An 11691-nucleotide genomic window follows, 5' to 3' on the forward strand; every position below is an offset into this window, starting at 1 on the left:
TGCGCGTCGTAATCAGTTACGTATATGATCTCATGAATCCCGTCGTTTTTCTAGGTGTGGAGGATTTGACGCTTACAGATATGGGAAAGTGTATTTCATGCTCAACTATCCAGGTTCTCATTCCCATCGTTTGAGTGTTGAATTGCTAAGCTAACGTGTGTATGTTTGATTGGAGGCCGCGTGAAGTGGCTGAAATATAGGTGGTGAATTGCATGTGGCAAATAGCTCTGACTCTATTTTTTATTATGGAGTACTGGTATTATTTTGCGATTATTGCCTTATTTATTGTTCTTGTGATTTCATTTAATGCTGTAAGAAAGCAAAAAAGAGTGCAGATCCATAAAAAATATCGTGAAATGGGAGTCCTAGATACCAAGGATACAGCAGAAGGGGATTAATTCAGTCACGTAGATAATAACGGACTCGTATATTTTAAAAACTAAAGAAGCCTTAGTGCATAAATCAACGAAAGGAGCCATAACAATTGAACCAATAAACCAAGTACAACAACGCCAAACCGAACTACTCAAGCAATACATGGAGAAGCATTTCAAGCCGCCTAAAATCAAACGACTGGTTGAAACCTTCTCCTTCTCTGAACTCCGCAAATTAATCGGTGAAATGGATATAGAATTCTTTGCTTTATGCTATTTCCCGAAATATTTTGACCGTCAATTCGGTCAGTTTCACCGTCAACTATTTGCAGAGTTAAAACATATGCTTGCCCATACAGGACTGATTACGGCTTTCGGACTCCCTCGGGAGCATGGTAAAAGCACGATCAGTTCTTTTCTATTTCCGCTCTATGCGACTCTATACGATAAATCACAGTTTACGCTGATTATCTCAGCGACGGAGCAGATTGCTCTCCCCTTCCTCGATATGATTAAAGATGAGCTTGAGACGAACACCATGCTCATTGAGGATTTCGGCATTCGTAAAGGAAGCCGCTGGAACAATAATGAAATATGGTTGAGGAGTAAAAGTGGACTCGATTCCTGCATCATGATTCGCGGTATAGACGGTTCCCTTCGAGGCATCCACTATAAACATCATCGACCTACGCTTGTTCTGATGGATGATTTACTGAAGGAAGATACAGCACGATCCGAAACGAAAAGAGAACAGATTAAAAGTACGTTTACCGATGTCATTCTCCCCATCGGAACAAAGGATACGAACATTCTAATCTGCGGCACAATATTAAATGAAGAAGACTTGATGGCTGACTTGCTGAAAGGCAAGATTCCGGTTGTCAGAAGCATCCGTAAATCGGCAGTCATTCATTTCTCTGAACGTGATGATTTATGGTCTGAATGGGAGCGACTATACAATAACCTGCAAGACGAAGACAGGGTCAATACGGCTCTGTCTTTTTTTCGTTCACATCAAAAGGAAATGCTGGATGGGACGGAGATACTCTGGCCCGAATATCTGGACTATTACTATCTCATGTGTAAGAAACAAGCCATGGGTGAAAAGAGTTTCTATAAAGAGTTACAAAACGATCCACGCTCAACAGATGAGTATATCTTTCAGAACATCATGCATTGGGAACGAGTACCCGAGTTCGAGGAAATGGAAATCGTCATGTACATCGACCCAGCCATCAAAGCCGGTAAGAAGAACGATTACTCTGCAATTACCATATTAGGTCAACATCGAAAAACGAAACAGCTTTATGTGATTGACGGTAACGTTTATAAATTACTCCCGGATGATTTGTTTCAGGTAGCAATCGAAAGGTTGCTCACCTTTCCAGTTGGTAAGATTGGCTTCGAAGTGAATCAAGCACAGAGTTACATGAAGCAAAAGTTTGAGGAGCAGCTATGGAAGACGAGAATATACACTCCAGTTGAAAGTGTGAATTACAAAGGACAGAAACACGAGCGGATAATCAGTCTGGAGCCAGAGGTTAAGAAGGGGCATATCCTGTTCAATCCTGCGAACATCCGATACAACAATCAAGTGAAGGACTACAATCGAAATTGTCGTTTCGATGATGCCCCCGATTCACTCTATGGGGCTGTACAATTGATACAGGCAGTGAAAAGTCTGAAATTCTATGATCGAAGTTTATTATTTTGAAAGGATACATAGCCATGCAAATCACCGAATCAATCATATTAGAATGCTTAAACGAACTCAACACCGCCGCGCTAACCAAGCAAAAATATTTTGATTACTATAACGGTCAACACGCCATTCTTAAGGATTACGCCATGCAGGAAAGTCGCAGCAATCGTAAACTTATTTTCAACTTTCCCAAAAAATTCGTCGACAATGAAACAGGCTATCTTCTCGGCAAGCCAGTCAACTATGTATCCAAATCTGATCACGATGAAATCACGCATAAAATCGATCTGCATATGAGTCACTGGGATAAAGAGCATAACATCAATCTCCGTAAGCAAAGCGAAATATTCGGTGAAAGCTTCGAGCTGAATTACATCGATTCCGATGGCCAGTTTTCAGCAACCGTATTGTCGCCTTTGAACGCTTATGTGCTGGAGGATGGGACTACGGAGCGCAACGTACTGCTAGGGCTTCACAAATTCACACGCAAATTTGATAAGACAGTTTACCTGGACGTTTATACCGACAGCGAAATTTTGTATTATGAAATCGCCAGCGGCAACAATCTCAAAAGTAAGTTTCCCAAGCTCAACTATATCGGCAAACACAATCACATCTTTGGAAGAGTTCCCCTTATCTCCTGTTCAGCCAATACGGAGAGGAAAAGCGGCTTCCAAGATGTGATTTCTTTATTTGATGCGTACAATGCGCTGAATTCAGATTTGGTCAATGAGATTGCAGATCATCGCAATGCGTATCTGGTCATTGAAAATGCCAAACTTGAAGCCGAGGACTTAGTCAACATGAAGAAGATGGGGATCATTCAGGTTCCTGCAGGTGGTAAAGTTTCATGGCTGACGAAAGAGATTAACGATACGTTTGTAAAGAACGAGTTGGATAACATCGAACGTAAAATCTTTGACATGATGGACCAAGTTAATTTCAATGAAAACTGGGCCTCGAACACCTCCTCCCTTGCACTCCGTAACAAACTGCTGAATCTCGAAAACCGAGTGGCGATACGTGAAGCGTTAATGGAAAAAGCGTTAAAAAAGCGATTACGGAATTTTTTTGCGTTTTTGCAAATCAAAGAAGGCGTTCAATATGACTACCGAGATATCGCCGTAAAGTTCACTCGTAACTTGCCGACAGATTTGCCGGGACTAGCTGATGTAATCGTGAAGCTGCAAGATGTGGTGTCGCAGGAAACGCTGCTTACTTTGCTGCCGTTTGTAGAGAATCCGAAGCTGGAACTGAACAAATACCATGCCGAACAACAACATGTAGAAAATGGAAATGAAGGTTCAATGAATGCACAATAAAAACAAAATCAAACAACTCGTCAAACATAATTGTGCCACTTATCTTGGGGATAGGCATGGTACTCCAAATTATTGCTGCTGGAAGGATGGCTCTTGTGTATTTTTCCAACAGGACAACCCTCTCCCCAGCTGTCGGTATTTTGAAGATGGAGTATTGCCAACTGATGAGAAGCTGGAACGTGACTATAAATCCGAACGGAATATGGACACTGAAGTAGAGACAGCGAAGCCGAAAGTGAAATGTAAGAAATGCGGTGATACGTTCTCGGCTAATTCCAATCGTCAAGCTTACTGTGAACAGTGTAGGGAAAAGACGAGGAAGGAAAACATCCGATTACGAGTTCGAAAGTTTAGACAAAAACAGTCTTGATGTAACGCTTTAGAGGTGTGAAAAAGCCTTATAAATTAAGGGTTTATACTAAGCAAAAATGAGATGTCAAGGTGTTTGTACCTTTTCCTCATTTTTTACGATTTCTAATACGTTACATTGTTGTCCTGAGCACGACATTAAACTGCTCTCAAAATAAACATAATGCGTGTTCGGTTCTGCAGAGTCGAATGGGCAACAAAGGAGATTATGAAAATGGATCTGGAACAAGTTAAACAGTTTATCGAGGACAACAAACAAAACGAGGAATTACAATCGTATCTTCAGGGCTTGAATTCATTGAGCGTTGAAGGGATTGAGCAATTCATTCAATCCAACAAGGAAGCCAAGAGTTGGTTCAACAGCACGGTTGACAAACGATCAGCAAAATCTCTGGAAACGTGGAAGGCAAATCATCTGGAAAGTTTACTGGATGCGGAGATCAAGAAGCGCTTCCCTGCCAAAGATGAGAAAGAAATCGAAGTCGAACGTCTACGTGTTGAAATCGAGAACATGAAGCAAGAAAAGCTCCGTGAGCGGTTAACCAGTCAAGCCATCAAAATAGCCAGTTCCAAGAATCTGCCATTATCCTTGGTGGATTTTTTTATTGGAGCAGATGAGGATAGCACAACAGCAAATCTGGCTGTACTTGAACAGTCGCTAAAGTTGTCGGTTCAACAGCAAGTCGAGCAACGGCTTAAAGGCGATGGTTATACTCCCCCTGCTAATTCTACCGCTAAGACATTTACACTCGATGCCATCAAGGGAATGTCGCATGATGAGATCAACAAGAATTGGGATCAAATTAAACAAACATTACAAAACAAATAATAAAATGAAAAGGACAAGGTGATGTAAATGTCAGTACAAAATTTCATTCCTACCATTTGGAGTGCAAGACTCAATGAGAGCTTTAAGAAAAATCTGGTCTATGGAAATGTCGTCAATCATGATTATGAAGGCGAGGTCAAAGGTCAAGGCTCCACGGTCAAAATTAATTCGATTGGCGCAGTCACTATCGGCAACTATGATAAATCCAAAGGTATTGGCAATCCGGAAGAACTCGACTCTACGCAAAAAAATCTGGTCATCGATCAGGCGAAGTATTTTAACTTTCAAGTGGATGACGTAGATAAGGCTCAAGCCAATGTCAATTTACTGGATGGCGGTATTGTGGAGGCATCCTATGGACTCGCTAATGTGGTCGATCAATATATTGCTGGATTTTATACCGAAGTCAAAGCTGGTAAGACCATTGGTGACGATACAACTCCGATTGTTCCAACCAAGGATACAGCTTATGATTTACTCGTTGATTTGGGCGTCATTCTAGATGAAAACGATGTACCCGAAGGAGATCGTTTTGTCGTCGTTCCGGCTTGGTATTACGGGCTTCTCGTGAAAGATCCACGCTATACGAAAGATGCGAATGTCATGCGAACGGGCTTTGTCGGAGATATTGATGGCATGTCCGTTTACAAATCCAACAATGTGCCGAATACAGCAGGTGCCAAGTACAAAATTATCGCCGGTCATAAAAGCGCAATCTCATTTGCTGGACAAGTGGATTCGGTAGAAGCGTATCGTCCTGAGAAGCAGTTTTCCGATGCCCTCAAAGGATTGCAGGTATTCGGAGCCAAGTGCATCAAGCCTGAAGCATTAGCAGTACTTACAGCAAATAAGTCGTAATCAGAAATTATATATAGAAGAAACACGTTCGGGGTGTCCGTTTGGATGCCCCTATTTTTATTTCAGGAGGCTATTGAACATGTGGTTTTTGAATAAAGAGACAGGTTTAAAGTGGGAAGTTGTGGATCAGGAATTAATGCTTCGATTGCAGGCAAACGTCAATTATGAACAAGTAGACGATCCAAAACAAGAAACGAAACAGGCTAAGCGGAATGAGAAAGAGGTTACGACATGAATGAGCAATTAGATCTGATGAAACGGTTGCTTGGCATGGAATTAACGGACGTTTCTAAAGACGACATTCTCACGCATTACTTGAACAAGGCCAGAAATAATATCCTTGGCTACTGCAACATTGCTCTTCTCCCTCCTGTTTATAACGAAGTAGTTGTCGACTATGCGGTATATCTGTATAAAAACAAGGATTCAGTCGGTCTTACAGACAAAAAGGAAGGTGAACGCTCAGTCAAATACGAACCAGGCATTCCAGCAAGTATTCGACTTTCCCTTCCCCTGCCTAGAATACAAGTGGGGTATTGAGCATGTTTTATGATACGAAAATGGAGATTCTGGATTCAGTCCATTTGGCAACGATACAAACGATCTATGCCGATGTGCAGCCGCATACTAAAATCATCTCCTATGAAGACGGCTATACACTTGAAATCACCTATCGAGCCTTTTGTGATCAGGTATCTGGTTTACACTTGAACAGTTACGTCCGAATTGCCGATCACATTTTCATCATCTTGGACTTGAAGGAATGGAGCGATTATCTGGAACTGTTTCTATACCGCTGCAAAGCCGATTTTGTATAGGAAGTGAATAGAATGATACGAAGCATAGAACCGATGATTGACTTTTTCCTTCGGGAGAAAGGTGAACATATACATATTAACGGTATGCAGCAGCTTGCCCTCATTCAGGATGCAGCTGATAAAATCCAATATGAAGACGATAAATTCATACGTACGTCTGTAGAGATCAAGACAGGCGATTACGTCGATTACCGAAGCGAGCGATATTTAACGGTAAGTCAGATTGATCGAAATGAATACTCTTTCCGCGGCAGAATACGGAAATGCAATGATCGGATAGCATTCAACTGGAACGGCAACGTCAAATGGTTCGATTCTATAATTGAGGGGAAAGCATTCTCGATTGATACAGGTAATGTAATTTCTTTGCCTGACGGGAATGTTCATCTATCCCTTCAAAACAACGCCGATACGAAAATGATCTCGCTTCATCAGCGATTTTATCATACGCACCAGCCGTTTAAAGTGACGGGAATTGACCATACCGTCAAAGGCATCATTAAATTAAGCTGCACATTGGACTTGATCTCAACACCTTATGATGATGTCGAAAGCAACATAGCGGATCGATGGCAATTTGAATTTCCGCATACGAACATGATGAAACCAGATTCGGATCAAAGTAAGCAAAATGATCCGCTTACGATACGTGGAGACTCGATACTCAAACTCGGTACGATCAAGTCTTACACTCTTGGCGATAATGGCAATCACTCGATACAATGGAGCTTACGAAACCAAGATCACTCGACTCCAGTTATGGGAATCATCACGGCAAGCACAGGTAATAACGTAACCGTAAAAGCGGGCAGTCAAAGCAGCTATATCAACAAATATATCGTACTATCTGCCACGCAAACGAGTGATCCCACAATCACAATAGAGAAGACAATCCAAATCAAAAACTTATTTTAGACCTACGGCTTATCCTCTTCGGGTAAGTCCATTTTTATTTCACTGGAAAAGGAGCCAACTGCTTATGCAAACAAATACTATCGAATATATGCTTAGCCTCAGCCTATTGAAGCAACTCAAATCGCAAAATTTAATCACGGAGGAAGAGTTTACCGAGATCGATTTATTAAATAAAAAGTCCTTCAATAGCCCGTAGAATGGGCAGAAATGGACTTGATGATGTGCCGGAACAATTATAACATGACACAGCAATAAGAATATATCCGAAGGGAGAATCGCCATGACAAAAGCAGCCACAGCAAAGAAAGTAGTCGTTGTACCAGTAAGAACGATTGAGACATTAGATGGGATTCCGGAATTTCACAAGAAACGAGTCGCAGCCTATTGCCGCGTAAGCACAGATTCGGAGGAACAAAAAGAAAGCTATACAAATCAAGTGAACCATTATACGCAACATATCCAAAGCAACTCGGAATGGGATATGGTTGATATTTATGCCGATGAAGGCATTACCGGCACGAATACGAAAAATCGAACTCACTTCAACCGTATGATACAGGATGCTCGAAATGGCATGATCGACCTGATACTCGTCAAATCGATCTCCCGGTTTGCAAGAAATACACTCGATTTGCTGAAATATGTCCGAGAACTTAAAAGTCTTGGAATCGCAGTATTTTTTGAACGAGAGAACATCAATACACTGGATACTACAGGCGAAGTGCTCTTGACGATTCTTAGTTCCCTTGCTCAGGACGAAAGCAGGAACATTTCAGAAAATAGTAGATGGGGCATCTTGCGAGGATTCACTGAAGGGAAAGTATTCTGTAACACGACTCGCTTCCTCGGGTACGATAAGGACGAGAATGGAGAGCTGGTCATTAACGAAAAGGAAGCCGAGATTGTAAGGCGGATTTACCAAGAATATTTGGAAGGCAAAAGTTACGAAGCCATTGCCAAAGGCTTGATGCGAGATAAAATCAAAACGGTCACTGGCGGCGATAAATGGTGGGATTCATCCATCACGATTATTTTGACGAATGAGAAATATTATGGGGCCTTACTCCAGCAGAAAACAATAACGATTGACTTTCTTACCCATAAGCGAATCAAGAATCGAGGGCAGGAACAGCAATATTTGATCGAAGAAAATCATGAGCCGATCATCTCAAAAGAAATATTCGAAGCGGTACAAAAGGAAAAAGAGCGCCGCGCAAAGCCGAAAGGCAATATCGTAGGCGACCGAAAGAAATACTCCAGCAAATATCCACTTAGCAGCAAAGTATTCTGCGGATGTTGCGGAACCATTTTTAAACGCCGAACATGGAACAGTAACAACGCATCCAAGAAAGTCGTATGGCAATGCCGAACCTACGTGAACGAAGGTAAAGACGCTTGCGATGCCAAAGCGGTCGATGAATTTGTACTACAGGATGCGTTTGTACGAGTGTTCAATCGGATGCATGAGAACAAGGATGGATTTATCCGAACGCTCAAGTCTAACATTGAAACGATATTAACTAAACGAACAGGACATGAACCACTATTGGAAATCGAGCGGCAAATGGAACAGCTAAAATTTGACCTCAAAGGGTTGGTAAACCTGAAGATTCGGGATCAGATTGACGAAGCGGTGTACAATGAAGAGAATACCAGAATCTCGGGCGAGCTGAACGAACTTCGGCAAAAGAAATCCCTGCTGGAGAAAGATAATGACCAAAAAGCCCAAATCAAGGAACGTGTCGATGAAATCATACAAGTTCTAAGCTTACGGCAAGAATTACTCGAACAATTTGACGATAGCCTATTTCATGCGCTGGTGGAGAAGATAACTATTCTCTCGCCAGCGCATTTTGTTTTCACTTTAAAAAGTGGGATGGAAATAACCGAGTTAGTGGGCTAAACGATAATCTGACGAGTGTAAGGCGGGGTAAATGATTCGAATCCCGTCTTGAACTCCTTGCATATAGAGCCACTCTTTTTCGATATTATGCTTATGATTTAACATATCCTCCCACTCGCTCAAAAGAACGAGCAGATCATCGTCTGCCCGATGTCTAATGGCATCGTTTAAAGCAGCAAGCTTCTGATGGACCGGAAACAGAGCATATTGTTTCTGGGCAGTAAGCGCTGAGGTATCGAATCTTAACTTGAGAGCATCGAGAAACCAATTTGGCCATTGTTCCATAGGAAATCCCCTCCGTTGTTTGAGTGTGTGTATCTTAACTCTGTTCGGAGAGGGTGGCAAGTTGTTTTTATCTACTCTACGCGGTAGAAAAGAAATTTTTTAGATAGCTGAAAAAAACGAAGGTTAGTCGCATTCATTTAATTTCCCAACTAAAAATCAAATGGCCATTTTCCAATTTTTCTCCATAAATAACAACAGTATATATTCCGGATTTCTCCGCTCTGATCTGCTTATGTTTTGTTTCCAACGATACACCACTTGGATCAAAAATAGATAATCCTAATGTTCCACGCTCGAAATTCCATATATTATTAAAAAATAATAATTGTCCCTTTTCGATCTGAATAGGGATTTCTTTTTTGCTATTAAAATAGGAGAAAGTAACTTCATATTTGTTTCCTTCGAGGTTCTCATTCCAATTAACTTTCTTATCGGTGAAAACATAGTAAGAAACTATAATCAACACTAGGATAGCAAGAGAAATTAAACGTTTTTTCAACCAGTAACCCCCTTGTTAAAAAGAACCTTCTCCTTGTATTTTCATATCGCCATAGCCGTCAACTAGATACTCAGCACCCATAGGCGTCAGTGGAGGTGTATTAAACATTCTTTTATATTTACCATCTTTTCGCCTTATGTAGCATTCATAAGCAGGAAAACCGTCAGTAGTTCCTTCATATTTATACGTTTTGTTATCTGGATCAATGTTTATATTAATATTATAATCAATCTTCGCAATAGGGGCTATTGGATTACCAGAAGAGAGAGACGCAGTTAACTTGAATATCCCTTCTTCCAACGAATATGAAACATACATCCCATCGTTATTAACAGTCTTCTCCTTTTTATACGGATGGGTCTGGTGGGATTTACCTGTATAATTAAAATTATACATCTGTTTGTTGCTGAAGTTTATAACACTATACTGGACTGTTCTATTGCTTGTGGCATCAACATTAAAATCTCTACCATCACCTGTTCCTTCAAATACATTGTCTAGAAGGTATAATGTTTCTGAGGGAATGAAAGTTTTTAATCGTAGGACGGCGTAGTCATCCCCACTTTTACCGATTTCTCTCAAAAAGTTTGCAACAGTATGGATCTCTTTTTTTATATTTTGCAACTCTTGTTGCTCCCACAATTGCTTACACCAATTGATTTCATCTTGGATTTGTAGGGGCAACTTTTTGTCCTCTTCGTCTGTTTTATCCAAGGGTTCAACATATTTCAATAAATTGTCCACAGGATAAAGAAAAAGCTTACTCTTACTTCGATTATTGGACTCCCAGTTTTCTATCTTTGGCGCATGAGCAGCAGCGGTAACACGTTTTCCTTTGTTTTCAACGACGTTTGGTTGTGCTTCAACCAAACCAAACCGAATATTATCTAGTTGATCTTTTTTCTGTCTTACGACAAGCTCAAACTCTAGTACCCCTTTCAAGCCGTTAACCTGTTCTTGATACACGTGAACGTATGCATGTGTAAATTTGACCTCTCGAATCGTCTTTTCCTGCCTCACGATTCGTAAGGTCACGGTTCGATAATAACCATTGTCCGGCCTATATTCAGTAAGTGCCCATGCATACAGCGTATTGGAGTTGTCCGCATCTTTTTCCACAGGAGGAAGCAGTCGAAGTGGAATCTCCCCCCGTATCTGAATCGAATGTACCACGTTATAAGCCTTGGCTAAAAAATCTGCCGGACTTGTGTTGGTATAGCTATAGCCAGTAATTTTTCCATCGCCAAGCTCAATCGGTGGATGACCGGGTTCTCGTTCAACCCTCAATAAAATGCTCATTCTGCATATCTCCATTTCAACCAAGTCGTTATCTTATTTATATCGGATAGATACGACTTCTATTTGATGTAAATTTCAACCACACTTTCTGAGATTTGGGAAGGGCATATTTGAGAAGCGATCTACGATCTATTGCTCGGGTTTGGCTTGCAAGCTCATTTCCATATTTGAATTTTAGCAGTATACTATACAGTATGGAACAATGAGTATCAGCATCGGGGATATATCCCTTTCACCATCTCGATACATGTGGAGTGCGTGGTAAGGATATATCGGGAGGATTGAAAGGTAAATGTTTCAACATGGTCTGCTGAGAAAGCAGGCTTTTCTTTTATAAACTATCCTAAAGAGTTAATAGTTAAAATGAAAGAAGTTGAATTTATTTACGACACCAGTATAGGTAAAGTGTTGAATGGTAACTACGTTGATAGCAAGCATTATCTCTAAAGCCCCGAAATTACCTTTGAGTCTTTTCTCTTAATCCATTACAATGTGAAATAACCTGAAGTGGAGGGATG

General features: G+C 40.9%; 14 protein-coding genes. 11 read left to right on the forward strand and 3 right to left on the reverse strand.

What is annotated here, in order from left to right:
• Positions 1-212 precede the first annotated feature (212 nt).
• The 11 genes from NLX71_RS25125 to NLX71_RS25170 all read left to right on the forward strand — a co-directional run bounded on the left by NLX71_RS25125 (position 213) and on the right by NLX71_RS25170 (position 9090).
• On the forward strand, positions 213-398 hold the full coding sequence (locus NLX71_RS25125) for a hypothetical protein (protein ID WP_254366517.1): 186 nt from the start codon (positions 213-215) through the stop codon (positions 396-398).
• 55 nt (positions 399-453) lie between these two features.
• On the forward strand, positions 454-2088 hold the full coding sequence (gene terL / locus NLX71_RS25130) for a phage terminase large subunit (RefSeq protein ID WP_254366518.1): 1635 nt from the start codon (positions 454-456) through the stop codon (positions 2086-2088).
• A 14-nt stretch (positions 2089-2102) separates the two neighbouring features.
• Positions 2103-3398 (forward strand): phage portal protein, encoded by a 1296-nt coding sequence (locus tag NLX71_RS25135; RefSeq protein ID WP_254366519.1) that lies wholly within the window; start codon positions 2103-2105, stop codon positions 3396-3398.
• A 583-nt stretch (positions 3399-3981) separates the two neighbouring features.
• A complete protein-coding gene (locus tag NLX71_RS25140; protein ID WP_254366520.1) occupies positions 3982-4596 on the forward strand; it encodes a DUF4355 domain-containing protein in 615 nt (204 codons plus the stop codon).
• Positions 4597-4623: 27 nt separating this feature from the next.
• A complete protein-coding gene (locus tag NLX71_RS25145) occupies positions 4624-5454 on the forward strand; it encodes a phage major capsid protein (RefSeq protein WP_254366521.1) in 831 nt (276 codons plus the stop codon).
• A 79-nt stretch (positions 5455-5533) separates the two neighbouring features.
• Positions 5534-5689 (forward strand): hypothetical protein, encoded by a 156-nt coding sequence (locus tag NLX71_RS25150; RefSeq protein ID WP_167670336.1) that lies wholly within the window; start codon positions 5534-5536, stop codon positions 5687-5689.
• Positions 5686-5994 carry a phage head-tail connector protein gene (locus NLX71_RS25155; RefSeq protein ID WP_254366522.1) on the forward strand — a complete coding sequence of 103 codons (309 nt, stop codon included), beginning with the start codon at positions 5686-5688 and terminating at the stop codon, positions 5992-5994. The genes NLX71_RS25150 and NLX71_RS25155 overlap by 4 nt, the downstream gene beginning before the upstream one ends.
• 2 nt (positions 5995-5996) lie before the next feature.
• A complete protein-coding gene (locus NLX71_RS25160; RefSeq protein WP_254366523.1) occupies positions 5997-6272 on the forward strand; it encodes a hypothetical protein in 276 nt (91 codons plus the stop codon).
• Between the two features lie 12 nt (positions 6273-6284).
• Positions 6285-7187: a hypothetical protein gene (locus NLX71_RS25165; RefSeq protein ID WP_254366524.1), complete on the forward strand. Its 903-nt coding sequence runs from the start codon at positions 6285-6287 to the stop codon at positions 7185-7187.
• 64 nt (positions 7188-7251) lie between these two features.
• Entirely contained in the window at positions 7252-7383 is a 132-nt protein-coding gene (locus tag NLX71_RS26915) for an SHOCT domain-containing protein (protein ID WP_309248987.1), read from the forward strand.
• Positions 7384-7467: 84 nt separating this feature from the next.
• Positions 7468-9090, forward strand: coding sequence for a recombinase family protein (locus NLX71_RS25170; RefSeq protein WP_254366525.1), 1623 nt, complete (start codon positions 7468-7470; stop codon positions 9088-9090).
• Here NLX71_RS25170 and NLX71_RS25175 read toward each other — a convergent pair.
• The 3 genes from NLX71_RS25175 to NLX71_RS25185 all read right to left on the reverse strand — a co-directional run bounded on the left by NLX71_RS25175 (position 9079) and on the right by NLX71_RS25185 (position 11173).
• Positions 9079-9375: a hypothetical protein gene (locus NLX71_RS25175; protein ID WP_254366526.1), complete on the reverse strand. Its 297-nt coding sequence runs from the start codon at positions 9373-9375 to the stop codon at positions 9079-9081. The two genes, NLX71_RS25170 and NLX71_RS25175, sit on opposite strands and share 12 nt — an antisense overlap.
• A gap of 133 nt (positions 9376-9508) precedes the next feature.
• A complete protein-coding gene (locus tag NLX71_RS25180) occupies positions 9509-9874 on the reverse strand; it encodes a hypothetical protein (RefSeq protein ID WP_254366527.1) in 366 nt (121 codons plus the stop codon).
• Between the two features lie 15 nt (positions 9875-9889).
• A complete protein-coding gene (locus tag NLX71_RS25185; RefSeq protein WP_254366528.1) occupies positions 9890-11173 on the reverse strand; it encodes a DUF3238 domain-containing protein in 1284 nt (427 codons plus the stop codon).
• Positions 11174-11691: the final 518 nt, after the last annotated feature.

It is taken from the genome of Paenibacillus sp. MZ04-78.2 (assembly GCF_024213375.1).
Classification (GTDB): domain Bacteria; phylum Bacillota; class Bacilli; order Paenibacillales; family NBRC-103111; genus Paenibacillus_G.

Excerpts from the sequence above, each read along its gene's own strand:
- NLX71_RS25125 (WP_254366517.1), top strand. The coding sequence starts at position 213 with ATGTGGCAAATAGCTCTGACTCTATTTTTTATTATGGAGTACTGGTAT.
- NLX71_RS25135 (WP_254366519.1), top strand. The coding sequence starts at position 2,103 with ATGCAAATCACCGAATCAATCATATTAGAATGCTTAAACGAACTCAAC.
- NLX71_RS25140 (WP_254366520.1), top strand. The coding sequence starts at position 3,982 with ATGGATCTGGAACAAGTTAAACAGTTTATCGAGGACAACAAACAAAAC.
- NLX71_RS25145 (WP_254366521.1), top strand. The coding sequence starts at position 4,624 with ATGTCAGTACAAAATTTCATTCCTACCATTTGGAGTGCAAGACTCAAT.
- NLX71_RS25150 (WP_167670336.1), top strand. The coding sequence starts at position 5,534 with ATGTGGTTTTTGAATAAAGAGACAGGTTTAAAGTGGGAAGTTGTGGAT.
- NLX71_RS25155 (WP_254366522.1), top strand. The coding sequence starts at position 5,686 with ATGAATGAGCAATTAGATCTGATGAAACGGTTGCTTGGCATGGAATTA.
- NLX71_RS25160 (WP_254366523.1), top strand. The coding sequence starts at position 5,997 with ATGTTTTATGATACGAAAATGGAGATTCTGGATTCAGTCCATTTGGCA.
- NLX71_RS25165 (WP_254366524.1), top strand. The coding sequence starts at position 6,285 with ATGATACGAAGCATAGAACCGATGATTGACTTTTTCCTTCGGGAGAAA.
- NLX71_RS26915 (WP_309248987.1), top strand. The coding sequence starts at position 7,252 with ATGCAAACAAATACTATCGAATATATGCTTAGCCTCAGCCTATTGAAG.
- NLX71_RS25170 (WP_254366525.1), top strand. The coding sequence starts at position 7,468 with ATGACAAAAGCAGCCACAGCAAAGAAAGTAGTCGTTGTACCAGTAAGA.
- NLX71_RS25175 (WP_254366526.1), bottom strand. The coding sequence starts at position 9,375 with ATGGAACAATGGCCAAATTGGTTTCTCGATGCTCTCAAGTTAAGATTC.
- NLX71_RS25185 (WP_254366528.1), bottom strand. The coding sequence starts at position 11,173 with ATGAGCATTTTATTGAGGGTTGAACGAGAACCCGGTCATCCACCGATT.